Below are 25,429 nucleotides of genomic sequence, written 5' to 3'. Positions count from 1 at the left end.
CATGCGGATCAGCGTGGTGGACGTGGGGTCGAACACGGTCCGGCTCATGGTGGCGGACGCCGAGGGCGGGGTCCCGTTGCCGGTGCACACCGCCAAGTGGCGGCTGCGGCTGTCGGAACAGGTCCGGCCGGGCGACCCGGTCCCGGAGGAGGCGGTGGAGCGGCTCGTCGAGGCGGTCGCCGACGCGAGCCGGACCGCGGACCGGTGGGGCGCGTCCGGGCCGCTGGCCTTCGCGACCGCCGTGGTGCGCGCCGCGCCGAACCGGTCCGAGGTGCTGCGCACCGTCCACGCCCGCACCGGTGTGCCGCTGTGCACGCTGCCGGGCGAGGTGGAGGCGGAGCTGACGTTCCTCGGGGCCCGGCGCTGGATGGGCTGGCGGTCCGGGCCGCTCGCGCTGCTCGACATAGGCGGCGGCTCCCTGGAGGTCGCGTTCGGGCGCGGCCGGCTGCCCGGCTTCGTGGCCTCGCTGCCCCTGGGGGCGGCACGGCTGACCCACGAGTTCCTCGCGGGCGGCCGGGACCCGGCGTCGCGGGACCAGATCAAGGCGTTGCGCCGCAGAGTGCGCCACCAACTGCGGGACGTGGCGGCGCGGATCCGCTGGGAGGGGCCGCGGACCGCCGTGGCCACCTCGCGGACCTTCCAGCAGCTCGGGCGGCTGTGCGGTGCCCCGCCGGGGCGGCACGGGCCGTTCACGGAGCGCCGGATGCGCTGCCGCGACCTCGGGGACGCGGTGGACCGGCTCGCCGCCCTGTCCGCCGCCGAGCGGGCCCGGCTGCCCGGCATCTCCGCGCCGCGCTCGGCGCAGAACCTGGCCGGCGCCGTCGTGGGGCACACGGCGATGAAGCTGACCGGTCTGGAGTCGGTGACGCTCTGCCCGTGGGCGATCCGGGAGGGGGTCCTGCTGCGCCGCATCGAGGACGGCCCGTCCTGGTGGGCCGACATGGTCCGGCACAGCGACGAGGCCGCGGCGCGGGCGCCGGTGCCGCTGCGCCTGGCGTCCGCGTCCCACTGAACCGGCCCGGCGTTCGCACCGTGCGCCACGAGCGAGAAGGAGGACCCGGTGTCCCGGAACGGCGAGCACGACCACAAGGAGCCCGGGACCGCGGTCGAGGAGGTGCTGCGCGAGACCGAAGAGGCCCGGCCCCGCGACGCGGAGTCCGACCAGGGCGCACACCGGGGCGAGGCGGGCGACGCCACCTCCCCCGACACCGGCGCCCAGCGGGACGTCGAGGGCGAGTGAGACACCGCTTCGCGCGGCCGGGGGTGCCACGGCGGCGTCCGGGTACTCGCGGCGCATGGAGTACGACCGTGAAGGACCACCGCTGCCGACGCCCCGGGGACCGGTCTCCGGGGCGGTCGGCGCCCGTCTGCGCGGGACGGGCCCGCTGCCGGCCCCCGGGGCCGTCGCCGCCGCGCCGGTGTACGGCGACGACCTGCAACTCGCGCTGTACCAGTGCTACGAGCTGCACTACCGGGGCTTCGCGGGCGTCCCGCCCGGCCTGGAGTGGGACCCGGACCTACTCAGGGTGCGGGCCGCGCTGGAGCGGCGGTTCCTGGAGGCCCTGCGGGCCGACACCCCCGTTCACCCGAGCGTGGCGGACGCGGTCGGCGCGCTGCTCGTCGAACCCGTGCACGGCGAGGGCGTGAGCCACTTCCTGCGCGACGAGGGCGAGCTGTGGCACCTGCGTGAATACGCGGCCCAGCGTTCCCTGTACCACCTCAAGGAGGCCGACCCGCACGCCTGGGTGCTGCCGCGGCTGTGGGGCCGCTCGAAGGCGGCGATGGCGGCGGTGGAGTTCGACGAGTACGGCGGCGGCCGTGCCGACCGGGTGCACGCCCGTCTGTTCGCCGACCTGATGACGGACCTGGGCCTGGACACGGCGTACGGGGCCCATCTCGACGCGGCCTCGGCCGCCTGCCTGGCCACGGTGAACATGATGTCCCTGTTCGGCCTGCACCGGTCGCTGCGCGGCGCGCTGGTGGGGCACTTCGCGGCGGTGGAGATCACGTCGTCGCCCGGTTCCCGGCGGCTCGCCGAGGCGATGCGCCGCACCGGTGCCGGACCGGCCGCCGAGCACTTCTACGACGAGCACGTGGAGGCCGACGCGGTGCACGAGCAGATCGTGCGGCACGAGGTGATCGAGGGGCTGCTGGAGCAGGAGCCGCACCTCGCGGCGGACGTCGTCTTCGGCATCGACGCCACCGGCCACCTCGAGGACCGCTTCGGCGCCGAACTGCTGGCCCACTGGCGGGCGGGCCGGTCCTCGCTGCGCACGCCGCTGCCGGCCCCACCGCGCGTGCCTGCGGAAACCTCCCATACTTCGTGACGGCCGGGGTACCTGGGGTCCGTGAATTTCACGGTGCTACCGGGCGTCTACGCCCCACAGGAGGACACCGCCCTGCTGGCCGGGGCGCTGTCCGACGAGTCGCTCACACCGGGCGCGGCGGTGCTCGACGTGGGCACCGGCACGGGCGCCCTCGCCCTGGCCGCGGCGCTGCGCGGCGGCCGGGTGACGGCGGTGGACGTGTCGTGGCGCGCGGTGTGCGCCGCGCGGCTCAACGCGGCCCGGGCCGGAGTGCGCCTCCGCGTGAGGCACGGCAACCTCTTCACTCCCGTACGCGGTGAGTCGTTCGACCTGGTGCTGGCCAACCCGCCGTACGTGCCCGCCCCCACCGGCGGCCGCCGGCCGCGGGGTGCCGCCCGGGCCTGGGACGCGGGCCACGACGGCCGCATGGTCCTGGACCGGATCTGCCGGGAGGCGCCCGGGCTGCTGCGCCCCGGCGGGGTGCTGCTGCTCGTGCAGTCCGCGCTCAGCGACCCCGCGCGCACCGAGGCGCTGCTGCGCGAGGCGGGGCTGAAGGCCGCGGTCACCCGGCGGCAGCGGATCGCGTTCGGTCCCGTGGTGCGCGGCCGGGAGCGCTGGCTGCGGCAGCGCGGTCTGCTGTCCGGGGCCGAGTACGAGGAGGAGCTGGTGGTGGTCCGTGCCGAACTCCCCGTCTGAGCCGCCCCGCCCGCCCGGCGCGCCCCGCCGGATCAAGGTCCAGCGCCGGGGACCGCTGCTGGTGGAGGGTCCGGTGGAGGTGGAACTGGAGGACGGCACGACGGTGTCCTCCGACCGCTTCCGGGTGGCCCTGTGCACGTGCCGGCGCAGCCGGCGCTTCCCCTGGTGCGACACGAGCCACCGGGCCCGTTCGGGCGGGCCGGGCGACGGCCCCGGCGACGGGCCGGCCCCGAAGGACTGACCTGGGACCGGTCCCGGGCCGGGAGGACGGCGGACGGCCCCACTCCGTCCGCCGTCCCCGGTGCGGGCCCGCGTGACCGGTGCGGCGGCGCTCGCACTCCCCAGCGGCGAGCAGCCGGTGATGCTGCACGGTCCTGGCGGTCCCGGTCCCTCAGAACGTGAAGACGCTCGTCCTGCCCGCGTTCTTCACGCACTCGTTGGCGAAGGTGCGTTCGTAGGAGAGGCGACGGCCCTGCCAGACCCCGTCGACGGTGACGACCACGGGGGCGTACTCCCGGGTGCACGTCACCGGGGAGTCGCCGCTCAGGGCGCCCGGGTCGCCGTGTGCGGCGCGCAGTTCGGCGCAGGCCGCGGCGGGCGCCGGGTGAGTGCCGGAGGCGGTCGGGGCACAGGTCAGGGTGACCGCGCGCAGGGGGGGGCGGTGGTGGCAGCGCTCTCTCCGCGCCCCACGGTCAGCACCAGGGCCGAGGGGGCGTGGAGCGACGCGGGGGCGGTGGCCGGGGAGGCGAGGGAGGCCCCGGCGAGGGGCCCGCAGACGGCGGTGGCCGTCAGGCCCAGAGTCGCTGCCCGGCGCGCGGTGTTCCGCATCGTGTGCATCCTTCCGCTCGTGTCGAGGGTGGTGGCCGGCCCGGCCCGGTGGGTGCCGGGGCTGCGAGCGCGAGTCTGCCGAGTCCGGCGCCGGAACTCATCTCGACCCCACGGGTTTCGGTAACCTTGCGTATTGAATCAGTGGCGTGAAGTCACCAAATGGAAACGTTCCAAGTCCGGAACTGGGCGTTTCTTGATCGAATATTGAGACCGGAACAGGCCGAATGGCGTGATCCGCGGCTTCGGCAATAGGCCTGAAACACCCCTGGAACGGCCCCGCCGCCCCTGACGGCCACCCCCGGCATACCCGCGGGTATGGTGCCCGCAGCGCGAGCTCGACGACGAGAGGCGGACGTGGGATGCTGAAGCACTGGGCGGACTTCCAGTACGAGATCTACCTGAACGGCATGACGGGCGCGGTGCCGCGGCTGCCCACCGACCTGACCCGGCTGGAGGAACTGACCGAACGGCGCCTGGGCCCCGGCCCCTTCGGGTACGTCGCGGGCAGCGCGGGCGACGGCAGCACCGCCCGCGCCAACCGGGCGGCGCTGGACAGGCGCCGGATCGTGCCGCGCATGCTGCGCGACGTGCACGAGCGGGACCTGGGCGTCGAAGTGCTGGGCCGGGACCTGCCCGCCCCGCTGGCGCTGGCCCCGGTCGGCGTCCTGTCGATCATGCATCCGGACGCGGAGCCGGCCGCCGCCCGGGCCGCGGCCGCGCAGGGCGTGCCGTACATCCTGTCCTCCGCCTCCAGCACACCCATGGAGCAGGTCGCCGAGGCGATGGGCGACGCCGAGCGCTGGTTCCAGCTCTACTGGCCCAGGGACCGGGAGGTGGCGCGCAGCTTCCTGGACCGGGCCGGGGCGGCCGGGTACACGGCGCTGTTCGTCACGCTGGACACGCCCCTGCTGTCCTGGCGCCCGCGCGACCTGGACCAGGCCTACCTGCCGTTCCTGCACGGAGTGGGCACCGCCAACTACTTCTCGGACCCGGCCTTCCGGGCCGGTCTGGCCAAGCCGGTGCACGAGGACCCGAACGCGGCGGTCATGCATTTCGTCGGCATGTTCTCCGATCCCGCCAAGACCTGGCCCGACCTGGCGTTCCTGCGGGAGAACTGGGACGGTCCGATCGTCCTCAAGGGCGTCCTGCACCCGGACGACGCCCGGCTCGCCGCCGACGCCGGGATGGACGGCGTCGTCGTCTCCAACCACGGCGGCCGCCAGGTGGCCGGTTCCGTCGCGGCGGCCGACGCCCTGCCGCGCGTGGTGGAGGCGGTCGGCGACCGGCTGACCGTGCTGTTCGACAGCGGTGTGCGCACCGGCGACGACGTCTTCAAGGCCCTCGCGCTCGGTGCCCGGGCGGTGCTGCTGGGCCGTCCCTACGTCTACGGTCTCGGGCTGGACGGACAGGCGGGCGTCGAGCACGTGATCCGCTGTCTGCTCGCCGAACTCGACCTCACCCTGGCCCTGTCCGGTCACGCCTCGCCCGCCACGCCGACCCCCGCCGACCTCGTCGAGGACCCGGCGTGAGGGGACGGCGGCGCCGTCCCCCCGGGAGGTACCGCCAACGCGGCGGCGGTGTCCTGCTCAGCCTCCGGACAGGTCCACGGCCCGCGCGTCCGGGGCGTCCGTACGCCCGACGGCCGGGGAGCCCTCCGCCGCCGGCACCGGTTCGGTGCGCCAGTGCTGGTCGTCGGAACCGTCGTGCACCTTGACGACGACGTCGGCGTCCGGGGCGCGGGTGGTGGTGGCGAGCGCGAGCAGCCGCTGCCCGCGCGGCACCAGTTCCCCCTGCTCGGTGAGGTCGTAGCGCACGTCGTCGCCCCGCTCGGTGCCCCGGTCGGCGCAGGTGCCGAGAATGACCACTCCGGCGTCCGCCCGCGCGTCCAGGCACAGTCCCGGATCGGCGACACTGCGCAGCAGGCCGTCCTCCTCGTGGTTCCACTGCTGGGTCCACGCCTCGGAGCACTTCGCCAGCCGGGCACCCGCTCCGGCCCTCGGCTCGCCCCGCACGTCGAGGCACAGGTCCGCGGCGAGGTTGCGCAGCCGCGTGCGGTCGGGGGACGTGGGCGCCCCGGCCGCACCGGGCGGTTTGGGACGGCTCGTCGCGGACGTGCGGCCCTTGCCGTCGACGGCACTGGTGGAGGCGGCGGGACCGGCACTCCCGCCGTCGTGGGACCACACGCTCACCACCAGCATGACGGCCAGCACACCGGCGGAGGCCGCGCCGAACTGCCTGAGCAGGGACCGGCCCGAGCGCGGCCGGCCCGGCGGCCTGCGCACGGCCGCGGGCAGCGGGACGCGGCCCAGCAGCCCGGGGCGTGACCCGCGGTGCCGGGCGGCGCCCCCGGCCGGACCGCTCCGCGTCGCACGCGCCGGCCGGGAGTCCAGGTAGCGCCGGGCGCCCCAGCCGAGCACCGCTTCGGCGATCAGCGCGCCCAGCGTCCGCTCGAAGTGGCCGAGCTGGTCGGCGGCGTGCCGGCAGTGCCGGCAGTCCGCCAGATGCTTGCGGACGTCCGGCAGCAGGGCGCCGCCCCGGCGGATCGGGACGTCGAGCAGACGGCTCTGGAAGCGGCACTCCGCACTCGGCGCGAGCTGCCTGTGGGCGTGCAGACAAGCCTCGCGGAATTTCTCCCGCGCTTGTTCCAGGGTGGCCGACGCGGTGTCGGTGTCCATGCCGAGCAGGCCCGCCGGCACACTTATGGACTCCCCTTCAACCTCCGTGTGCCACAGCAAACAGCGGGCCGGTCCGGGAAGTGAGGCGAATGCCCGCGCGGCCAGCGTGCGGTTTTCCGGGGTCAGGGACTTCGCCGCCCGCATACCGCGCCCTCCGGCGGGTTTGAGCAACTGCGGCAGGACGCCGGACGTCGCCTCGTCCGCGGACCACTGCCGGACCGTGTCCCGCACGGCCACCAGCAGGCGCGGGCGCAGTGCGGTGGCCGCCTCGCCCTGGGCGAGGCGGGCCAGCACCTGGTGCCAGGCGGCGGCGGTGACCATGCCGGCGACCTCGTCGGACGTGGCCAGACACAGGGTGGCGTAGTCGTGCGCGGGCCGCCAGTGGCGGGCCATCAGCAGCGCGGCGCTGCGGCCCGCCTCGCTGCGGGGACCGTCCCGCAGCCGAGCGGCCAGCAACTCGTCGGACTCCCCGGGGCCTCCGCCGGAAGGCGGGTGGACGGGCCGGGGAGGGTGGGGGGTGGGCACTGAGATCGTTCCTTCCCACGCGCAGGCGGCTCAGACGTTCGGATGCCGGAAAGGACCCGCGGATTGGTGTGTACCTCTCGGGCATGGCGCGGAAGGCGTGAATTCGCCATGGCGAAATCGGACCCGGCCCGTCAAAGCGCGTGCGAGACCCGGCCTTTACCCCCCGCACGGGTGCTTCACTCTCGCACAAACCACTCATGGCCAACAAGGAGACCGGGCAACCTCGGCCGCCTTTGAAAGACGGTCAGAATCTCGGGCAAGCGAGAGGGCCGCACCGCTTTCCGTTTTTCCGCGACGGATGCGGTGCGGCCCCCGGCCGGGTGGGGTGGGGACAGCGGGTCAGCCCTGGTCCGCCACGAAGGAGGCCATCCGGGCCAGTGCGGCGTTCCAGTTGATGGTGTGCTCGTTGGTCGACCAGGACTGGATGTCGTCGATGAAGCAGAACTGGCCGACGCAGCCCTGGAGTTTGCTCTGCGCGTAGGGGTCCTGGATGCTCGAGTTGGGACCGCCGGACAGGGTGCCGTCGGGCGGTGCCGGCAGCGCCGGGTCGAGCTGGTGGGCGTACCAGCGGCTGTGCTGCTGGTGTGCGTTGGCCTCGCCGTACCCGGTGACGTAGGACATGTTGAGGGCGTTGCGCCCGAGGATGTAGTCCATGCTCTGGACGGCGCCGTCACGGTACGCGGCCCCGCCGGTGATGTCGTAGGCGGTGGCGATCACGACGGCGTTGTTGAGGACCTGGTGGCTGGAGCCCCAGTCGTAGACGTTGCCCTCGGGGGCGTAGGGCATGCCGTACGGGTGTGCCTTCAGCGTGGCCAGGTAGCGGTCGGCGCCCCGCACGACGGAGCCGCGGACTCGGTCCCGCCCGGGGAGCCTGCTGGGCACGGTGGCCAGGTCGAGCCGGGCGGCGGCCGCGGTGCGCGCCCAGTCGAAGCCGGTGGGACCGAAGATGTCGGCGGTGTGGACCGGGGAGTTCAGCACGTACTCCTCGAAGTCCCGCTCCCCCGTGGTCAGATACAGCTCGGCAGCGGCCCAGTAGAACTCGTCGGCCACCTCTCCGTCGGGGTAGGCGCCGCCGCCGACGGCGTCGTTCTCGTCCGCGAGCAGGCCGGGGTGGGCGAGCGCCGCCCGCCAGGCGGTGCGGGCCGCGTCCAGTGCCCTCGCGGCGAACTGACGGTCGTAGGGCCGGTACAGGCGGGCGGCCTGTGCGGCCGTGGCCGCCAGGTTGAGGGTCGCGGCGGTGGTCGGCGGGTGCAGCTCGCGCTTTTGCGGGTCGTCGCTCGGCAGCAGCGGCAGCCCGGTCCACTGCTCGTCGTGGATCTTGTGGTGCGCCATTCCGGCCAGCGGCTGCCCCTGCGGAACCTGCATCTTCAGCAGGAACTCCAGTTCCCAGCGGGCCTCGTCGAGGATGTCCGGCACCTTGTTGCCGCTCTCGGGGATGCGGAGCGACCCGTCGCCGAGCTTCGCGGGTTTCCCGGTGCGAGCGTGCAGGGAGCGCTCGTAGGTGCTGAGCAGCTCCCAGGTGGAGATGCCCCCGTTGACGACGTACTTGCCGTGGTCTCCGGCGTCGTACCAGCCGCCGGAGACGTCGAGGGTGTAGTCGCACACGCCGGGCCGGCAGGGCACCTCGGTGTCGCCCTGGTTGGGTGCCGTCCCGACGTGCCCGGCGGGGCGGCCGTAACCGGGGCGGAGTCCGTCGCTGATCGCGGTGCCGCTGCGCTGCGTGTAGTAGTACTTCGCCGAGTCCAGGCGCAGCCGCTCGTAGGCGGCGGTGCCGATGTCGAAGGGGCGGCTGGTCTCGCCGTCGGCGACGAGCGTGTAGCCCTCACCGCGCTTCTTGTAGCGGCCGAAGTCGATCGAGTGGACGTTCTGCCCGGAGGAGGCGTCGACGCCCCGGGGCACGCTCCAGCCGTCGGCGACGACCCGTCCGGCCTCGCTCTTGAGCTGCCAGCGCAGGCGGGAGGTCGCGTCGGTGACGAGCGTGGCGTTCTTCGGTCCCGACGGCAGGTAGGCGACCTGGTTGACCCGCACCCGCGGCCCGGTGTCCGGCACGTACGGCTCGGGCGCCACGCCGCCCAGCAGGGACACGTCGTCCACGCAGAACCGCCAGGCGTCGGGCGTGCCGCCGAGCTGGAAGCCGACCTGGCCCTGGGCGGTGTCGACGGGCGAGGTGAAGGTGTACGAGTAGGTGTTGCCGGAGACGCTGAGCTGCGGGCTGACCTCGAAGTAGGTGTCGTACGGGGACACCGACAGGCCGACGATGGCCCGGACCACGTGGTCGGCGGGCGTACCGGTGGCGGTGAAGGAGAACCTGTAGGACTCCCCCGCGACCAGGGTCACGTCGTTCTGGCCGACGGAGGCGTCCCAGCGGTTGGCGGTGCCGCCGGGGGCGTCGGCGCACAGCCGTCCGTCGGCCACGGCCGCGGTGACGTTGCTGCTCGCCCACCAGGAGTCGGTGCCGTTGTCGAAGGTGCCGTTCCTGACCTGCTCGGTCTCCTCGGCACCGGCCGGGGCGGCGGGCAGCGCGGTGACGGCCGCCGCCAGCAGGGCCGTCAGGGAGACGAGCGCGGTTCTGCGTCTTTTCACGTCCGGGCTCCTCGGGGAGGTGGCGCCCCACGGGAATGGGAGCGCTCCCAAATGCGGTCGCGGGACATGCTTGTGGCAGACATGACATGCCGTCAACGGTCCGGACAGGACCGGTTTCCCGGGCCGGTCCCGTCCGGAGCGCGGTGCGGTGGCTCAGGCGGCGGGCGCCTCCAGGCGGCTGACGCGGACCGCGCCCCGTGCCTCCCCCGGGTGGCGGCTGGTGAAGGTGAGGCGGATGCGGGAACCACGCACCCGCTCGAAGGTGACGACCGTAGGGGTGTCGGAGGCCGTGGCCCAGTCGGTCCGGACCCTCTTCGCCGCGCGCCAGGCACGGCCGTCCCAGACGGCGACCTCGACGGACGCGGGCAGGCTGTGCCCGTCGTCCACGGTGAAGGAGACCTCGACCCGGTCGTAGGCGCGCGTGCGCCCGTGGTCGACGGAGAGCCAGTCCTCGGCGCGGGCGCCGTCGAAGGCGGGCAGCAGGGCGGTGGCCTCCTTGTGGAAGCCGTTGGACCAGCCGGTGGCCGGGTCGCCGTCGAGCACGGCGGCGGGCAGGGTGTCGGACCGGCCCGAGTAGCTCGCGTCCGCGTGCGGGTGGGCCACGGGCGCGGGGTGGGCGGGACGGAAGACCGGGGCCGGTGTGGTCGCCCGGTCCGTGGCGTGGCGGGCCCGGACGGCCGCCGTGCCGGTACGCAGTCCCTCCGCGCGGGCCGTCACCCGTACCGTGCCCGGCCGGGTGCCGGCGCGGACGATCGCGAGCGCCTTGCCGTGGAAGGCGGTACGGGTGCTCGCCTGGTAGCGCTCGGCGCTCTCCTGACGGCCGTTGTCGAGTCCGGCGAGCGAGCCGCCGGCGACGTCGAAGGAGATCAGGTGCTCGGCGCCGGGCACCACCACGCCGTGCCGGTCGACCACCTCGGCGGTCACGAAGACCAGGGAACGGCCGTCCGCGTCGACGGTCTCCCGGTCCGGGGTGAGGCGCAGGGCGTGCGGGGCCCCGGCGGTGCGCAGGACGTCGGTGGCGAAGGCCCTGCCGTCCCGCCGGGCGACGGCCTTCAGCTCGCCCGCCTCGAAGGGCACCCTCCAGGTCAGGTGGAGCTTGCCCGCGCTGCCGTTGGGGCTGGTGTAACTGCCGGGGTGGGGTCCGTCGGTGAAGGTCTTGTCGTCGCCGGTGGCCTCGGTGGTCTCCAGGTAGCTCCGGCCGTCGACGGTCTTCTTCCGGTCGAAGCGGCGGGTGCCGAGCGACGTCCCGTTCAGGAACAGCTCGACGGTGTCGACGTTGGCGTAGGCCCAGACCTCGACGGTGTCGCCCTCGCGGTGGTTCCAGGTCGCCGGCAGCAGGTGGACCATCGGCTCGTCCGTCCACTGGCTGCGGAAGAGGTGGTACATGTCCTTGGGGAACCCGGCCGTGTCGACCGCGCCGAAGAAGGACGCCTTCACCGGGAAGACGTCGTACGGCGTGGGCTCCCCGATGTAGTCGATGCCGGACCACAGGAACTGCCCGGCGAACCACTTGCGGTCCCGGTCCTTCTTGTGGCCGTACTCGCCGCTCATCGTCCAGGAGGCGAGGTTGTTGTCGTAGGAGGAGGTGGCCCGCCTGCCCGGGGTGTGGTTCTCGCCGGTGTTCAGGTGCTCGGGCTCCTGGTAGGTGCCGCGTGTGGAGGTCTCGGAGGACGACTCGGACTCGAAGAGGAACAGGTGCGGGTAGGCCGCGTGCAGGTCGTCCACGGACTTGGCGGTGTTGTAGTTGAGGCCGAGCCCGTCCAGTTTGGCCAGCATCAGGTCGGCGGCCGAGCCCTTGGCGGGCAGCCGGCGGTACTTGTCGGACCCGATGACCAGGGGGCGGGTGCCGTCGGCGGCCCGGACGGCGTCGATGATCCGGTCGGCCATGGCGAGTCCGGCGGTGGCGGTGGAGTCGGGGATCTCGTTGCCGATGGACCACATGACGACGGCGGGCGAGTTGCGGGCCGCGAGCACCATCTCGGTGGCGTCCTTCTCGCACCACTCGTCGAAGAACCGGCCGTAGTCGTAGCGGTTCTTGCCGGTGCGCCAGCAGTCGAATGCCTCCACCAGCATGACGATGCCCATCTCCTCGCACACCTCGATCATCTCGGGGGAGGGCGGGTTGTGCGAGGTGCGGAAGGCGTTGACGCCCATCGACCTCATGATGGTCATCTGGCGGCGGATCGCGTCGACGCTGACGGCGGCGCCGAGCGCGCCGAGGTCGTGGTGGAGGTCGACGCCCTTGATCTTGGCGTACCTGCCGTTGAGGTGGAAGCCCTCCTCCGGGTCGACGTGGCAGGTGCGGATGCCGAAGGGGGTGCGGTACGTGTCGACGGTGCGCCCGCCCACCAGCAGTTCGGTGTGCAGGGTGTAGCGGTGCGGGCTCGCGAAGTCCCACAGTCGCGGGCGCCGGACGGTGAGTTCGTGGGTCTCGGCCGCCGCATCGGAGACGTCCACCGTGGAGCCGGTGCGGGCCACGGTGCGTCCCTCGGCGTCCTTCACCGCCGAGCGGACCTCGACCTCGCACGCGGCGCCGGAGGCGTTGACCACCGACGTCTCCACCCGGACGACGGCGCTGTCCTCGCCCACCCGGGGCGTGGTGACGTACGTGCCCCAGCGCCGTACGTGCACCGGCTCGGTGACGACGAGGCGGGCCTCGCGGTAGATGCCGCTGCCCGAGTACCAGCGGCTGCTGGGCAGGCGGTTGCGCACCTGGACCGCGAGGACGTTCCCGGTGCGGCCGTCGGTGTGCACCAGGTCGGTGAGGTCGAGGGCGAAACCCGTGTAGCCGTAGGGGTGGTGGCCCACCTCCCGGCCGTTGCAGTGGACGCGGGCGTCCATGTAGACGCCGTCGAACTCGACCGATATCCGCTTGCCCGCGTACTCGCGCGGCAGCGTGAAGGCGAGGCGGTACCAGCCGAGGCCGCCCGGCAGGAAGCCGGTGCCGCTGGTGGTGCCGTGCTCGGTGGTGGGCGTCTGCTCGATGCTCCAGTCGTGCGGGACGGCGACCTCGCGCCACGCCGAGTCGTCGTGGGCGGGATCGGCGGCGTCCGTGGTGTCCTCGGCGGCCCCGTCGGGGTCGACCAGCCGGAAGCGCCAGCCGTCGCGCAGGGCGAGGGTGCTGCGGCCCGCGGAGCCTCCGGTCGCCTCGGCGGCCCGCGCCGAGGGGGCGGCGAGCGCGATTCCGGCCGCCGGGGTGGCGGCGGAGGCGATCAGAACCGATCTACGCGTGACCGTCATGGCGGATCTCCCTCGTCTTTCCCTCATACAGGACTCATCGGATTCGTCAGCCTCGTCGGACTCGTCGGACTCGTCGGACTCGTCGGACTCGTCAGCAGGACTCATCAACGGGACTCATCAGGGCTCATGGAGGCACAGCAGAGCCCAGAAGTACTCACAAGTGATCGCGAACAAACAGATTCTGACGCCGGGGCCCGCGCACCCGTCAAGGGCACGGAAAGCACTTTCTGCCCTGTGCCGCCCGGAGGACCCCGGTCGGGAGCGCATCGGCCCGGGCCGATGCGCCCGCCGGGTCCGGGTCCGCGCGGAGCCCGGACCCACTAGGCTGGGAACAAGGTGACGCGCTGATCACTGTGGGTGTGCGCAATGGAGTGGCGACGATGAGTCCGGTCAACCCGTTCGACGATGCCGCCACGGCCCGCGCCGTCGTCGACGGCTCCGGCACCCTGCGCGAGTGGAACGAGGGCGCCCGCCTGCTGCTCGGCCACCCGGCCGCCGACGTCGTCGGACGCCCCGCCGCCGACCTGCTCGCGGACCGCGGTGACGGCACACCTCCCCATCACGAGGACGACCGCTGGAGCGGCACCCTGGCCCTGCGGCACCGCGACGGTCACACCGTGTCGGTGTGGGTGCTCGCCCACCGCCGGCCGGGGGCGGACGGCGCACCGGCCACGTGGCTCGCCGTCACCCCACTGGAATCCGGTCCCGAACCGGAGGACGACCCCCTCGTCAGAGCCGCCCTCACCCAGTCGCCCTGCGCCATGATGGTCTTCGACGACCGGCTCCTGCTGCGCGGGGCCAACGACGCCATGGCGCGGCTGATCGGCCTCCCGCCGGACCGGATGCGCGGTCTGCGGGCCACCGACTTCAGCGGCCGGCCCCAGAACGCGGAGCTGGAACGGCTGATGCGGCGCGTGCTCGCCACCGGCCGCCGGCACGACATGCAGAGCCGCTTCAAGGCCGTCGGCGAGAGCCGCGCCCACGCGTGGAACGCCCGGATCGCGCCGCTCACCGACACCGACGGCCGGGTGCTCGGCGTCTGCGTGAGCGCGCACGACTTCACGGAGCAGCACCGCGCCCGGGAGCGGCTGCAACTGGTCAACGAGGCCAGTGTCCGCATCGGCACCACCCTCGACGTCACCCGTACGGCGCAGGAGCTGGCCGACGTGTGCGTGCCCGCGCTCGCCGACTTCGTCAGCGTCGACCTGCTGGATCCGCGGGAGCACGGCGGCGAGCCCGCCACCGTGGCCGAGCCGCCGTTCGGCCTGCGCCGCACGGCGCACCAGTCGGTCACGGAGGAATGCCCGCAGACCGTGTCCGAACTCGGCCGCCTGGACGTCTACCCGGCCGGATCGCCCCAGGCCGCGTGCCTGCTCTCCGGGCAGGCGATCGTGGCCTCGGTGGCCTACGGCGACCTCGAACGCTGGCTGCGGTGGGACCCCGACCGCCTGCGCCGGGTGGCGGAGTACGGCATCCACTCCACGATGTCGGTGCCCTTGCAGGCCCGCGGCACCACCCTCGGTGTCGCCGTCTTCACCCGCTTCCGGCGCCCCGACCCCTTCACCCACGACGACGTGCTGCTGGCCGAGGAGGTCAGCGCCCGCGCCGCCGTCTGCATCGACAACGCCCGCCGCTACTCGCGCGAGCGCGAGGCCACCCTGACCCTGCAGCGCAGCCTGCTGCCGCGGTGGCTGCCGCCCACGGCCGCGGTGCAGGCGGCCTCCCGCTACCTTCCGGCGGCCCGTTCGGGCGTCGGCGGCGACTGGTTCGACGTCATCCCGCTGTCCGGGATGCGCGTCGCCATGGTCGCCGGGGACGTCGTCGGGCACGGCATCCCGGCCTCGGCCACCATGGGCCGGCTGCGCACCGCCGTACGCACCCTCGCCGACATCGACCTGACGCCGGAGGAACTGCTCACCCACCTCGACGACCTGGTGGTGCGGCTGTCCGAGGAGTCCGGCGACGACCGGGCGGGCGAGGTCGGCGCGACGTGCCTGTACGTGGTGTACGACCCGGTGTCGCGGCACTGCTCCATGGCCCGCGCCGGCCACCCGGCGCCCGTGCTGATCCCGCCGGACGGACCCCCCGAGCAGGTCGAACTGCCCTCCGGGCCGCCCCTGGGCGTGGGCGGGCTGCCGTTCGAGTCGGCCGAGATGGAGCTGCGCGAGGGCAGCGTGCTGGCCCTCTACACCGACGGCCTGGTCGAGAGCCGCGAGCGGGACACCGACGCGGGCCAGGCGCTGCTGCGCGAGGCGCTGGCCGCCCCCGCCGAGTCCCTGGACGCCGCCTGCGACCGGGTGCTGGCCACCCTCCTCCCCTCGGGCAACGCCGCCGACGACGTGGCCCTGCTGCTGGCCCGGACCCGTGGACTGCCCGCCGGACAGGTCGCCACCTGGGACATCCCCGCCGACCCGGCCCTGGTCGCGCCGGTGCGCAAGCAGGTCCTCGACCGGCTCGCCGACTGGGGCCTGATGGAGGCGACGTTCACCGCCGAGCTGGTCGTGAGCGAACTGGTCACCAACGCCATCCGGTACGGCTCCCCGCCGATCCGGCTCCGGCTGATCCACGACACGGCGACGCTGATCTGCGAGGTCTCCGACACCAGTCACACCGCGCCGCACCTGCGCCGGGCCAGGACCTGGGACGAGGGCGGGCGCGGTCTGCTGCTGGTCGCCCAGCTCACCCAGCGCTGGGGCAGCCGGCACACGGCCGAGGGCAAGACCATCTGGGCCGAACTGGGACTGCTCGACGACGCCGAGTGAGCGGGCGTGAGCGCCCCCGCGCGCACCTCGCCGCGGCACCCGGCTTCACCACCCCGCTCCGAATGCCACCTCCCCCGCGGAGTGCGCCCCCTCGTTTCCCGGGGCCCGCGGCGGGACACTCGACAGGACGGAGAACCCGGTTCCGGTCCGAAGGGGGCCGGGTGCCGGAACCTGACGGGAGTGTGGAGTAGCGATGGCTGACACGTCCCAGCCGGTACGCCGGGCGGCCCTGTTCGCGAGCGGGGTCGCGTTGCTCGGTCTGCTGACCGCCTGCGGCAGCGAGAGCGCCACCTCGAACGGCACGCCGGAGCCCGGCGAGACCGCCCGCAGCAGCAGCGCGGAGCCGGGCGGCGGCACCGCGGCGCCCGACGACACCACCACGGCGGCCGGTGCCGTGCCCAGCGACACGGCGGGCTCGGCCTCCGCCTCGGCCCGCACCGACGGCCGCTGCCACACCGGCGAACTGCGGGCCTCGGTGGGCCGCGTGGACCCGGGGGCGGGCCAGCGCAACTTCCCCGTCGTGCTGACCAACACCTCCGAGCGCACCTGCACGGTGTACGGCTATCCCGGCGCCGCCTTCGTGGACGCTTCCGGCAAGCAGCTCGGCCCGGATCCCGGGCGGGCCCCCGGCTCCCCCCGGACGGTCACGCTGACGCCGGGCGGGAGTGCGTGGGCCGGGCTGTCGTTCTCCAGCCCCGAGATCAGCGGTGCCCGTACGGCCACTCCGGCGGCGCTGCTCGTCACCCCGCCGGACGAGCGGCAGCCCCTGAAGGTGCCGTGGACGGCCGGCGAGGTGCCGGTAGGCGGCAACGCGTCGTCGATGTCCCTGACCACCCTGGAGGCGGGCACCGGCCCGTGAGGCACCGGTCCCCTGCCGCACCGGTGCCCCGCCGTACCGGTCCCCCGCTCAGTGACCGGCGATCGGGTGCGGGGCGTAGGGCCGCTCCAGTTCCTCGATCTCCTTCTCGCCGAGCGTCAGTTCCACCGCCGCCACGGCGTCCTGGAGGTGTCCCGGCCTGGAGGCGCCGACGATGGGCGCGGTCACGGTGCCCTGGTGCAGCAGCCAGGCCAGGGCCACCTGGGCGCGCGGGACGCCGCGCTCGGCGGCGATGCGGGTGACGGCCTCGACCACGGCGCGGTCGCCCTCCTGGTAGAGGGTGCTGCCGAAGTCGTCGGTGGCGCTGCGCCCGGTGGCGGTGTCCCAGTCGCGGGTGAGGCGGCCGCGGGCGAGCGGGCTCCAGGGCAGCACGCCGACGCCCTGGTCGGCGCAGAGGGGGAGCATCTCGCGCTCCTCCTCGCGGTAGAGGAGGTTGTAGTGGTTCTGCATGGACACGAACTTGGTCCAGCCGTGCCGCTCGGCGGTGTACTGCATCTTGGAGAACTGCCAGGCGTACATCGAACTGGCCCCGATGTAGCGGACCTTGCCCGCCTTCACCAGGTCGTGCAGCGCCTCCATCGTCTCCTCGACCGGGGTGTGCGGGTCGAAGCGGTGGATCTGGTAGAGGTCGACGTAGTCGGTGCCCAGGCGCCGCAGGCTGTGCTCGATCTCGGTCATGACCGCCTTGCGGGACAGTCCCCCGCCGTTCGGCCCGGGCCGCATCCGTCCGTGCACCTTGGTCGCCAGCACGATGTCGTCACGGCGGGCGAAGTCGGCCAGCGCCTTGCCGACGATCTCCTCGCTGGTGCCGTCGGAGTAGACGTTGGCCGTGTCGAAGAAGGTGATCCCGGCCTCCAGGGCCTGCCGGATCAGCGGGCGCGAGGCCTCCTCGTCGAGGGTCCACTCGTGCGTGCCGCGGTCGGGAACGCCGTAGGTCATGCAGCCCAGGCAGATCCGCGACACGTCCAGGCCCGTCGAACCGAGCTTCACGTACTGCATCGTTGCCGCTCCTGTCTTCGCCGGTCATCGGTACGAGGGCGAGCGTACGTCCTGGGGCGGTCCCGGACTCCGTGCGGGGTCGGTGCCGTTCGACCAGGTCCGGCGCCCGCTCCCGGCCGGACCGCGGACGCCTGCCGTCCTCCCCCGGGTCCCCGGTGTACCGGTCGCCGAAGCGCACGCCCATGCCACGCAGCCCGGCCAGGCTCTCCCGGTAGGCGGGGTGGCAGGCCGGCGCGTCGGAGACGCACGGCAGGACGGCCAGGGGGATGGGGACGCCCGGTCCGGACGCCTCGCACAGCGTGGCCACGGCCCCGGTGTCCCAGCCGCGTTCCCGCGCCGCGCCGATCGGTCCGCCCACGCCGTCGGCCACGCCCGCGGCGCAGACGACGACGTGGAGGAAGGGCCGTGCGGTCCTGTCGCTCCCGGTCTGTTCCCTCGTCCGCGAACCCCTGCCGGGCCGCCTCCGGACGCGGACCGACTCCGGCGGGTGCGGGTGCGGTGCGGGTGCCGGGCGGTCAGCCCGCCCGCTCCGGAACGGTGATCGCGCCCACCGGGCAGGCACGGGCCGCCTCCCGTACCAGCGCGCTGCCGCCGCCGTCCTCCCGGCCGGGCCGGAGCGTGCTGTAGCCGTCGTCGTCCTGGGTGAAGACGTCGGGGGCGGTCAGGGCGCACTGGCCCGCGCCGATGCAGGTGTCCTTGTCGATGCCGATCCGCATGTCCGCACCCTCCTACCAGGTCACGGGGAGTTCCAGCATCCCCTGGATCGTGTCGCCGGGCTTGAAGGGGATCTCCTCCGGCGGTGCGGCCAGGCTCAGCGTGGGCAGCCGGTCGAAGAGGGCGCGCAGGGCGATCTCCAGTTCGGCGCGGGCCAGGTTCTGGCCGAGGCACTGGTGGATGCCGAACCCGAAGGCGACGTGGTGGCGGGCGGGGCGGTGCCAGTCGAGGGCGTCCGGGTCGGGGTAGACGGACTCGTCGCGGTTGATGACCGAGGTCGAGAAGACGACCCCGTCGCCGGCCCGGATGGTCTGCCCGTCCACCTCGATGTCCTCGACGGCCAGGCGCAGCAGCCCGTCCGCGATCGACAGGACCCGCATCAGCTCCTCCACGGCGTCGGGCAGCAGCCCGGGGTCCGCGCGCAGTTCGGCCAGCCTGCCGGGGTTGGTCAGGAGGGTGTAGGTACCCAGCGAGATCATGTTGGCGGTGGTCTCGTGGCCGGCGACCAGCAGGACCACCGCGAAGGCGATGAGCTGTTCGCGGTCGGTCGTGCCCTCGCTGTGCTGCTGCCGCACCAGGTCGTCCAGCAGACCGTCGCCGGGCGCCCTGCGCTTGCGGTCGATCAGCTCCCCGAGATACGCCTCCAGTCGGTCCCGGGCGTCGACGGTGTCGGCGGGCAGCGGGCCGCGCAGCAGCCGGCGGGACTGCTCCTCGAAGAACTCGTGGTCGGCGTAGGGCACCCCGAGCAGTGCGCAGATCACCATCGAGGGCACGGGCAGCGCGAAGGCCCGCACGAGGTCGGCGGGCGGGCCCCCGGCGATCATCGTGTCGAGCCGTTCGCCGACGATCCGCCGGATGTGGGGACGCAGCGCGGCGGCGCGCCGCAGGGTGAACTCGGGGAGCACCATCCTGCGCTGGGTGCGGTGCTCGGGGTCGTCGACGCCGACCAGGGCGGTCTTGCGGCCGCGTACGCCCGCCAGGCGCGCCGAGGCGACGGGGAAGCCGTCGCGGGTGCGGTCGCTCGACAGGCGCCGGTCGGCGAGCAGTTGACGGGCGGCGGTGTGTCCCGTCACTAGCCACGCCGGTCGGCCGTCGAAGAGGGTGACCCGGGCCAGCGGCCGGGTGGCGCGCAGCGGGTCGTAGCCGGCGGGCGGGTGGTAGGGACAGGTCCGGTCCTGCGGGAAGGCGACGGCGGCCGCCGTGCCCCGGTCCGCCGCCGTGTCGGTGTCGGTCGTCGTGTCGGTGTCGGTGTCCGCCGTCGTGTCGGTGTCCGTCATGGAAGACCTCGCAGACGAAGAGTGCGTCCTGCCGATCTTCATTAGATGCCTCGGGCATCTATGGAGCGACGGCAAGTTCGGCCAGATCACCGGCGTCGGCAGACTGGCCGGGGACCACCGGTCGGGGACCGGCGGAACCCCGCCGCGCCGCTCGGACCGGCGGCGCGAGTGGCGCGATCGGGACCTCCGGCACCCCCTGCCGCGCCCCGGAACTGGCCGAGCGGCACGGTGTGCGGGGCGGCGGCCGGAGCAGCGGCCTCCGGATGTTCTCGCGACCACAGGGGTACGAGGGGCAGGATGCGGTAAGGATGCTCAGACGCCGGCCGTCGGTGCCCACCCGGCCGGCCACACGCCACGACGCATACGGACGGAGACCCATGCCTCTTGACGGCGAGTACGAACCCAGCCCTACGCAGTGGGTGCGCGAACAGGTCGAGCTGTACGAGAGCTCGGGCGGCACCAAGGGCACGACCCTGCGGGACACCGGCCTGCCCGTGATCGTGCTGACCACCCGGGGCGCGCGGAGCGGCAAGCTGCGCAAGACGCCGCTGATGCGCGTCGAGCACGAGGGCCGCTACGCCGCGGTCGCCTCCCTGGGCGGGGCTCCCAAGCACCCGGTCTGGTACTTCAACGTGCTCGCCGATCCCCACGTGGAGCTCCAGGACGGCCCCGTGAAGCAGGACATGACGGCCCGTGAGGTCACGGGCGCGGAGAAGGCCGAGTGGTGGGAGCGCGCGGTCGCGGCGTTCCCGTCGTACGCGGACTACCAGGAGAAGACGGACCGGGAGATCCCGGTCTTCGTCCTGGAGCCGGCCGACGCGGGCTGAACCGGGCGCGCGGAGGTTTCCCGGACCGGCGTGCATGGAGCGGCGGGCACCGGGAACACGTCGTTCAGGCCCCGCCGCGTTCCCCCGTCGCGGCGGGGCCTTCCGCCGTCGTCGCGGCCGGGCTTCCCGCCGCCTCCCGCGCGGGTCGGTCCGTTACGTCGAGGAAGACCTGCCGCGCCTCGGGGACGGTGCGCCTGATCGACCTCTTGATGCGCACGGCCACCTCCTCCACCTGTTCGCTGTCCAGGCCCGGCACGAGGTCGACGCGTGCGGCCACCAGGGCGGAGTCGAGGCCGGTCTTCATGGTGAACAGCGCCTCGACGCTGTCGATCTCCGGCTGGGCCGCCAGCAGCGCCCGGATCCGTCCGCTGGCCTCGGGGTCGGCGGCCTCGCCGATGAGCTGGTCGCGGGCCTCGCGGCCCAGCCGGTAGGCCACGTGGACGAGCAGGGCGCCGATGGCGAGCGAGGCGCAGGCCTCCCACACCACCTGCCCGGTGGCCATGTGCAGCGCCATGCCGGTCATGGCGAGGGTGACGCCGAGCACCGCGGTGCCGTCCTCGGCGACCACAGTGCGCAGCGCGGGGTCCCGCAGCCCCTCGGCGAGCCCGCCCTGGCCGCGCACCTGGTGCAGGGCCCGCAGCAGGGAGCCGCCCTCCGCGAGCAGGGCGATTCCGAGCACGATCAGGCCGGCCACGTAGCCGCCGAGGCTCTCGTCCGCTCCGTTGCGCAGGGCCTCGGCACCCTGGAAGAAGGAGAAGCAGCCGCCCATGACGAAGATGCCCACGGCCGCGAGCAGCGACCAGAAGAAGCGTTCCTTGCCGTAGCCGAAGGGGTGCTTGCGGTCGGCGGGGCGGCGGCTGCGGCGCAGCGCGGCGAGGAGGAAGATCTCGTTCATGCTGTCCGCGACGGAGTGCGCCGCCTCCGACAGCAGCGCGGGCGACCCCGCGACGAATCCGCCGACGGCCTTGGCCACCGCGATCACCAGGTTGGCCGCGAGGGCCACGAGCACGGTGACGCGTGTCCTGCGGTCGGCCTTGCGGCCCCGTTCCTCTTCTCCTGCTGTCCCGCTCACGAAGCCCCGACTGCCCCGGCCGGCGCGGCTCACACCCGCCTTGCGGGTGGCCGCCCGTGCCGACGGGCGAAAACGGGGAACGCCTACACAGGGGGCACACGGAACGACGGGGAGCGCCCGCACAAGGACACACGGACGGCGGAAAGGCAGGGCCATGAGCGGTGACGACGGCACCCCGGGCAACAGCGGCTACGGGAGGAAGGCGTTCAAACGGTCCCGGAGCCATTTCGCGGACCGGATCACGGCGGACGGCCGGGACGGCTGGCCGGTCGAGGCCGGCCGCTACCGGCTGGTGGTGAGCCGCGCCTGTCCGTGGGCGAGCCGGGCCCTGGTGTCCCGGCGGCTGCTCGGTCTGGAGGACGCCCTGTCCCTCGCGGTCGCCGACCCGGTCCAGGACGACCGGAGCTGGCGGTTCACGCTCGACCCGGACGGCCGGGACCCCGTCCTCGGCATCCGCTACCTCAGCGAGGCCTACGACCGGCGGGAGACCGGCTACCCGGGCGGGGTGAGCGTTCCGGCGGTCGTGGACGTGCCCAGCGGGGCGCTGGTCACCAACGACTACCAGCAGATCACCCTCGACCTCGCGACCGAGTGGACCGCCCTGCACCGGCCGGGCGCCCCCGACCTGTATCCGCAGGCCCTGCGCGACGAGATCGACGAGGTGATGGCCGGGGTCTACGAGGACGTCAACAACGGGGTCTACCGGGCGGGTTTCGCCACCGGGCAGGAGGAGTACGAGGCCGCGTGCGCCGGGGTGTTCCGGCGGCTGGAGCAACTGACGCCCCGGCTGGAGCGGCAGCGCTACCTGGTCGGCGACACGATCACGGAGGCGGACATCCGGCTGTTCACGACGCTGGTCCGCTTCGACGCGGTCTACCACGGCCACTTCAAGTGCAACCGCTGGAAGCTGACGGAGAACCCGGTGCTGTGGGGGTACGTCCGCGACCTGTTCCAGACGCCGGGATTCGGGGACACGGTCGACTTCGACCACATCAAACGCCACTACTACCAGGTGCACACCGGCATCAACCCGACGGGCATCGTCCCCCTCGGCCCGGACCTGGCCGGCTGGCTCACGCCCCATCACCGGGAGGAGCTGGGCGGCCGTCCGTTCGGCGACGGCACCCCGCCGGGGCCGGTCCGGGCCGAGGAGGAGGTACCGGTGCCCGGCAGGCCCTGACCCGTCACGCGTACGTACCGTCCGGCGCGCCCGACCGACCGGCGCGCGCGAGGCCGCACACGAGGCCGCAACGAGCACAAGGAGAGATTTCCATGGCGAAGAAGGCGAAGAAGAAGCAGAAGCTGCCCCTCGCCTACAAGCCCGTCGGGTTCGCGCTCGGCTGGCTGGGCGGGACGCTGGCCGGGATGACGTTCCAGAAGACCTGGAAGCTGCTCAGGCACGAGGACGACGCGCCCGACGCCCTGGACCCGGACCGTGGCTGGGGCGAGATCCTGCTGGCCGCGGCGATCCAGGGCGCCATCTTCGCCGCGGTGCGCAGCGCCGTGGACCGCACGGGCGCCAAGGCCATCCAGCGCTCCACGGGGACCTGGCCGGTCGCCGGCAAGGGCGGCCGGGACTGATCCCGCGGACGGGTGTCAGGACATCCCCTAGCCCTGCTTGGGTGCCGTCGGCGCGAGGGCGTGGCGGAGGGTGAAGGAGTGGCCGGCCGGGTCGGAGAAGCCGCGCTCCTCGTGCGGGCCGACCGGGTCCTTCGCCTCCACCGGGCGTCCGCCGAGCCCCACGATCTCACGCTCGGCCTCGTCCAGGTCCGCCACCACGAAATCCAGGTGGACCTGGAGGGAGTTCTCCGGGCGGGGCCAGCTCGGCGGGGTCGCGTTCACGTCCCGCCGGAAGGCCATGCGGAAGCCGCCGGGGCCCTCGATCTCGATCCGGTTGGCGCTCACGTCGCACTCCCGCGCGCCCAGCAGGCCCTTGTAGAACTCGGCGAGCCGCTCGGGTTCGGCGCAGTCGAGCACCACGACGCCCGCGTTGACCAGTGCCATGTCTCCTCCGAAGGTTCCGGGCGTGGGACGCCGTGTCCCGTGCCCCCTGCCTTGCGCATATCCCGGCCCGGCCGAATCAGTCGGCGGACGCCCCGCCCGGCCGCCACCCGCCGGGGCGGCTCCCGGTGCCGGACGGCGCGGGGAATGGCACGATCACGTCGGAGGTTGCAGACCGTGTCCCCCGTTCCCTCCCTGAGTTGCGAGGTCCCGATGAACACCATGCGCGCCGTCGGCCAGGACGTCCTCGGCGGTCCCGAGGTCCTGAAGGAGGTGCGGCTGGAGCGCCCCGAGCCGCGTCCCAACGAAGTGCTGGTACGGGTGCGTGCCGCCGGGGTGAATCCGACCGACTGGAAGCACCGGGCGAACGGCGGCTTCCTCGGCGAGCCTCCCTTCGTGCTGGGCTGGGACGTGTCGGGCGTGGTGGAGTCGGTGGGGATCGGCGTGGCGGCGTTCCGGCCCGGCGACGAGGTCTTCGGCATGCTGTCCTACCCGTTCGGCCACGGGTCCCACGCGGAGTACGTCACCGCTCCGGCGCGCGTGTTCACCCACAAGCCGGCCGGGATCGACCACGTCCAGGCGGGCGCGCTCCCGCTGGTGTCGCTGACGGCGTGGCAGGCCCTGGTGGAGCGGGCGGACGTGCAGCCGGGGCAGCGGGTGCTCGTCCACGCGGCGGCCGGCGGCGTGGGCCACGTGGCGGTGCAGATCGCCAAGGCCCGGGGCGCCCACGTGATCGGTACGGCCAGCGCGGGCAAGCACGCCTTCCTGCGCTCGCTCGGTGCGGACGAGACGGTGGACTACCGGGAGACGGACTTCGCCGAGGCCGTCAAGGACGTCGACGTGGTCCTGGACACGATCGGCGGCGACACGTCCCTGCGGTCCCTGCGGGTGCTGCGGCCGGGCGGGGTGGTGGTGTCGATCCTGCCGGTCGGGTCGGACGAGTTCTTCGAGGAGGCAGACCGGCTGGGCGTCCGTGCGGTGCGGATGCTGGTCGACGCGGACCGGGCGGACATGAAGGAGATCGCCCGTCTGGCCGAGTCCGGGAAGCTGCGGGCCGAGATCGCGGAGACGTTCCCGCTGGCGGAGGCGGCGCGGGCGCACACGCAGGGCGAGACGGGCCGTACGACGGGCAAGCTCGTCCTCGTGGTCGACTGAGATTCCGATGACATATGTCAATCGAACATGCTCAAACTCGCTCGATCAGGGTAACTTTCCGAGCGGACTGGGTAGTTGAGCCCCCGGGAAGCAGGCCGTAAGCGGCCGGGACAGGCTGGAGGCAAGGTTCGTGCGGCAGGAATCGGCGTCGCCCACCCGGCACCTCCGTGTGCGCCGGCACCAGGGGCACACGGTGCTGGAGTTCCGGGGTGAGATCGACATCGCCTCGGCGGCGGAGATCGCCCCGCACCTGGACCGGGAGACACGGCGCCCCGGCGCCCGGGTGGTCCTGGACCTCGGCGGCATCGAGTTCTTCGACTGCTCCGGACTGCGCCTGCTGTACCGGGCCCGCAGCCAGGTACTGGAGCAGGGCGGGCAGCTCCACCTGGTGTGCGCCCACCCGCTGACCCTGCGCATGCTGCGCATCACCGGCCTGGGGCGGCTGCTGCCACCGCGGCCGACCCTGGACGAGGCGCTCGGCCTCAGCCCGCCGGCCGGGCGTCGGACAGGGCGCTGACCGACTCTCCGTCCTCGATGCGGCACACCGCCTGGGCCCGCGCCGGGCGATGGACAGGACCCGCGGTTCGTGCGCCCCGCTGACGCCAGTCGGCCATGAGCCGCGCTTCGAGTCAGTGGCCGGCGAACCGGCCGGCCCGGGTGGGGCCGAGCGGCACTCCCGGGTGGGCGCGGACCTCCTCGGCCGTTCCGGGGCGGGTGCCACGCTCAACACGGCGATGTCCCGCACGGACCGCTCCTCGCGTGATCCTGTCTGGCCGGGAGCCCCGGCTCCCGGAAATCAGGTTGCGCCACGCCCGGGGTCCCGGGCCATGATGACGCCGTCCGTGCTCCTCCTCGCGTCAGGAAGCCCCAGTATGCGCCGACTCCTCCGAAA

General features: G+C 73.7%; 21 protein-coding genes and 2 pseudogenes. 13 read left to right on the top strand and 10 right to left on the bottom strand.

Annotation, left to right across the window (positions count from 1 at the left end):
* The first annotated feature begins 1 nt into the window (after window position 1).
* Genes IG88_RS0127295 through IG88_RS0127275 form a run of 5 tightly spaced genes read left to right on the top strand, consistent with a single transcriptional unit; the run spans window position 2 to window position 3,243 of the window.
* Window positions 2–1,012: a hypothetical protein gene (locus IG88_RS0127295; protein WP_031046590.1), complete on the top strand. Its 1,011-nt coding sequence runs from the start codon at window positions 2–4 to the stop codon at window positions 1,010–1,012.
* A gap of 48 nt (window positions 1,013–1,060) precedes the next feature.
* A complete protein-coding gene (locus IG88_RS0127290) occupies window positions 1,061–1,240 on the top strand; it encodes a hypothetical protein (protein WP_031046588.1) in 180 nt (59 codons plus the stop codon).
* Window positions 1,241–1,295: 55 nt separating this feature from the next.
* Complete coding sequence (locus tag IG88_RS0127285) at window positions 1,296–2,327, top strand: iron-containing redox enzyme family protein (protein WP_031046585.1); 1,032 nt, start codon at window positions 1,296–1,298, stop codon at window positions 2,325–2,327.
* A gap of 12 nt (window positions 2,328–2,339) precedes the next feature.
* Window positions 2,340–3,002 (top strand): HemK2/MTQ2 family protein methyltransferase, encoded by a 663-nt coding sequence (locus tag IG88_RS0127280; protein WP_031046581.1) that lies wholly within the window; start codon window positions 2,340–2,342, stop codon window positions 3,000–3,002.
* Entirely contained in the window at window positions 2,983–3,243 is a 261-nt protein-coding gene (locus tag IG88_RS0127275; RefSeq protein ID WP_031046579.1) for a CDGSH iron-sulfur domain-containing protein, read from the top strand. Before IG88_RS0127280 ends, IG88_RS0127275 begins: the two co-directional genes overlap by 20 nt.
* A 150-nt stretch (window positions 3,244–3,393) precedes the next feature.
* Here the strand turns inward: IG88_RS0127275 and IG88_RS39130 are convergent.
* Window positions 3,394–3,830 (bottom strand): annotated as a pseudogene (locus tag IG88_RS39130) (protease inhibitor).
* 359 nt (window positions 3,831–4,189) lie between these two features.
* Between IG88_RS39130 and IG88_RS0127265 the strand changes: the two are divergent.
* On the top strand, window positions 4,190–5,359 hold the full coding sequence (locus IG88_RS0127265; protein WP_031046577.1) for a lactate 2-monooxygenase: 1,170 nt from the start codon (window positions 4,190–4,192) through the stop codon (window positions 5,357–5,359).
* A 57-nt stretch (window positions 5,360–5,416) separates the two neighbouring features.
* On the opposite strand, the gene IG88_RS0127260 is transcribed toward IG88_RS0127265, so the two are convergent.
* The 3 genes from IG88_RS0127260 to IG88_RS0127250 all read right to left on the bottom strand — a co-directional run bounded on the left by IG88_RS0127260 (window position 5,417) and on the right by IG88_RS0127250 (window position 12,853).
* Window positions 5,417–7,030, bottom strand: a complete 1,614-nt coding sequence (locus IG88_RS0127260) for an RICIN domain-containing protein (RefSeq protein WP_031046575.1) — start codon at window positions 7,028–7,030, stop codon at window positions 5,417–5,419.
* Window positions 7,031–7,369: 339 nt separating this feature from the next.
* Window positions 7,370–9,613 carry a glycoside hydrolase family 9 protein gene (locus tag IG88_RS0127255; protein ID WP_031046573.1) on the bottom strand — a complete coding sequence of 748 codons (2,244 nt, stop codon included), beginning with the start codon at window positions 9,611–9,613 and terminating at the stop codon, window positions 7,370–7,372.
* 153 nt (window positions 9,614–9,766) lie between these two features.
* Window positions 9,767–12,853: a glycoside hydrolase family 2 TIM barrel-domain containing protein gene (locus IG88_RS0127250; RefSeq protein WP_031046568.1), complete on the bottom strand. Its 3,087-nt coding sequence runs from the start codon at window positions 12,851–12,853 to the stop codon at window positions 9,767–9,769.
* A gap of 380 nt (window positions 12,854–13,233) precedes the next feature.
* On the opposite strand from IG88_RS0127250, the gene IG88_RS0127245 reads away from it, so the two are divergent.
* Both IG88_RS0127245 and IG88_RS0127240 read left to right on the top strand, forming a co-directional pair.
* Window positions 13,234–15,615: a SpoIIE family protein phosphatase gene (locus tag IG88_RS0127245; RefSeq protein ID WP_031046566.1), complete on the top strand. Its 2,382-nt coding sequence runs from the start codon at window positions 13,234–13,236 to the stop codon at window positions 15,613–15,615.
* Window positions 15,616–15,808: 193 nt separating this feature from the next.
* A complete protein-coding gene (locus IG88_RS0127240; RefSeq protein WP_031046563.1) occupies window positions 15,809–16,474 on the top strand; it encodes a DUF4232 domain-containing protein in 666 nt (221 codons plus the stop codon).
* Window positions 16,475–16,522: 48 nt separating this feature from the next.
* Here IG88_RS0127240 and IG88_RS0127235 read toward each other — a convergent pair whose 3' ends face one another.
* The 4 genes and pseudogenes from IG88_RS0127235 to IG88_RS0127225 form a co-directional block, all read right to left on the bottom strand.
* Entirely contained in the window at window positions 16,523–17,491 is a 969-nt protein-coding gene (locus tag IG88_RS0127235; protein WP_031046560.1) for an aldo/keto reductase, read from the bottom strand.
* 85 nt (window positions 17,492–17,576) lie between these two features.
* Window positions 17,577–17,861: pseudogene (locus IG88_RS44505) on the bottom strand (hypothetical protein); the annotation flags it as partial.
* 145 nt (window positions 17,862–18,006) lie between these two features.
* A complete protein-coding gene (locus tag IG88_RS0127230; RefSeq protein ID WP_031046557.1) occupies window positions 18,007–18,207 on the bottom strand; it encodes a ferredoxin in 201 nt (66 codons plus the stop codon).
* 12 nt (window positions 18,208–18,219) lie between these two features.
* Window positions 18,220–19,482 (bottom strand): cytochrome P450, encoded by a 1,263-nt coding sequence (locus tag IG88_RS0127225; protein ID WP_051852079.1) that lies wholly within the window; start codon window positions 19,480–19,482, stop codon window positions 18,220–18,222.
* A 377-nt stretch (window positions 19,483–19,859) separates the two neighbouring features.
* On the opposite strand from IG88_RS0127225, the gene IG88_RS0127220 reads away from it, so the two are divergent.
* The gene (locus IG88_RS0127220; protein WP_031046551.1) at window positions 19,860–20,309 is read left to right on the top strand and encodes a nitroreductase family deazaflavin-dependent oxidoreductase; all 450 of its coding nucleotides are present in this window, start codon (window positions 19,860–19,862) and stop codon (window positions 20,307–20,309) included.
* A gap of 64 nt (window positions 20,310–20,373) precedes the next feature.
* Here IG88_RS0127220 and IG88_RS0127215 read toward each other — a convergent pair whose 3' ends face one another.
* Window positions 20,374–21,318, bottom strand: a complete 945-nt coding sequence (locus IG88_RS0127215; protein WP_031046549.1) for a cation diffusion facilitator family transporter — start codon at window positions 21,316–21,318, stop codon at window positions 20,374–20,376.
* 217 nt (window positions 21,319–21,535) lie between these two features.
* On the opposite strand from IG88_RS0127215, the gene IG88_RS0127210 reads away from it, so the two are divergent.
* Both IG88_RS0127210 and IG88_RS0127205 read left to right on the top strand, forming a co-directional pair.
* Complete coding sequence (locus IG88_RS0127210; RefSeq protein ID WP_031046545.1) at window positions 21,536–22,561, top strand: glutathione S-transferase family protein; 1,026 nt, start codon at window positions 21,536–21,538, stop codon at window positions 22,559–22,561.
* Window positions 22,562–22,653: 92 nt separating this feature from the next.
* Window positions 22,654–22,962, top strand: a complete 309-nt coding sequence (locus IG88_RS0127205; RefSeq protein WP_030399619.1) for a DUF4235 domain-containing protein — start codon at window positions 22,654–22,656, stop codon at window positions 22,960–22,962.
* Between the two features lie 27 nt (window positions 22,963–22,989).
* Here the strand turns inward: IG88_RS0127205 and IG88_RS0127200 are convergent, their stop codons facing one another.
* Complete coding sequence (locus IG88_RS0127200) at window positions 22,990–23,385, bottom strand: VOC family protein (protein WP_031046542.1); 396 nt, start codon at window positions 23,383–23,385, stop codon at window positions 22,990–22,992.
* Window positions 23,386–23,595: 210 nt separating this feature from the next.
* Between IG88_RS0127200 and IG88_RS0127195 the strand changes: the two genes are divergently transcribed.
* Both IG88_RS0127195 and IG88_RS0127190 read left to right on the top strand, forming a co-directional pair.
* Complete coding sequence (locus IG88_RS0127195; RefSeq protein WP_031046538.1) at window positions 23,596–24,537, top strand: NADP-dependent oxidoreductase; 942 nt, start codon at window positions 23,596–23,598, stop codon at window positions 24,535–24,537.
* A 130-nt stretch (window positions 24,538–24,667) separates the two neighbouring features.
* Entirely contained in the window at window positions 24,668–25,054 is a 387-nt protein-coding gene (locus IG88_RS0127190; protein WP_031046535.1) for an anti-sigma factor antagonist, read from the top strand.
* The last annotated feature ends 375 nt before the right edge of the window (window positions 25,055–25,429 follow it).

This window comes from Streptomyces sp. NRRL F-5650, assembly GCF_000721365.1.
Classification (GTDB): Bacteria; Actinomycetota; Actinomycetes; order Streptomycetales; family Streptomycetaceae; genus Streptomyces; species Streptomyces ardesiacus.
This window is presented reverse-complemented; position numbering and strand designations above follow the sequence as displayed.

Bases quoted from the DNA above. Each gene is read 5' to 3' on its own strand.
- IG88_RS0127200 (WP_031046542.1), bottom strand. From the start codon at position 23,385: ATGGCACTGGTCAACGCGGGCGTCGTGGTGCTCGACTGCGCCGAACCC.
- IG88_RS0127245 (WP_031046566.1), top strand. From the start codon at position 13,234: ATGAGTCCGGTCAACCCGTTCGACGATGCCGCCACGGCCCGCGCCGTC.
- IG88_RS0127285 (WP_031046585.1), top strand. From the start codon at position 1,296: ATGGAGTACGACCGTGAAGGACCACCGCTGCCGACGCCCCGGGGACCG.
- IG88_RS0127195 (WP_031046538.1), top strand. From the start codon at position 23,596: ATGAACACCATGCGCGCCGTCGGCCAGGACGTCCTCGGCGGTCCCGAG.
- IG88_RS0127240 (WP_031046563.1), top strand. From the start codon at position 15,809: ATGGCTGACACGTCCCAGCCGGTACGCCGGGCGGCCCTGTTCGCGAGC.
- IG88_RS0127220 (WP_031046551.1), top strand. From the start codon at position 19,860: ATGCCTCTTGACGGCGAGTACGAACCCAGCCCTACGCAGTGGGTGCGC.
- IG88_RS0127225 (WP_051852079.1), bottom strand. From the start codon at position 19,482: ATGACGGACACCGACACGACGGCGGACACCGACACCGACACGACGACC.
- IG88_RS0127265 (WP_031046577.1), top strand. From the start codon at position 4,190: ATGCTGAAGCACTGGGCGGACTTCCAGTACGAGATCTACCTGAACGGC.
- IG88_RS0127210 (WP_031046545.1), top strand. From the start codon at position 21,536: ATGAGCGGTGACGACGGCACCCCGGGCAACAGCGGCTACGGGAGGAAG.
- IG88_RS0127295 (WP_031046590.1), top strand. From the start codon at position 2: ATGCGGATCAGCGTGGTGGACGTGGGGTCGAACACGGTCCGGCTCATG.
- IG88_RS0127205 (WP_030399619.1), top strand. From the start codon at position 22,654: ATGGCGAAGAAGGCGAAGAAGAAGCAGAAGCTGCCCCTCGCCTACAAG.
- IG88_RS0127250 (WP_031046568.1), bottom strand. From the start codon at position 12,853: ATGACGGTCACGCGTAGATCGGTTCTGATCGCCTCCGCCGCCACCCCG.
- IG88_RS0127230 (WP_031046557.1), bottom strand. From the start codon at position 18,207: ATGCGGATCGGCATCGACAAGGACACCTGCATCGGCGCGGGCCAGTGC.
- IG88_RS0127235 (WP_031046560.1), bottom strand. From the start codon at position 17,491: ATGCAGTACGTGAAGCTCGGTTCGACGGGCCTGGACGTGTCGCGGATC.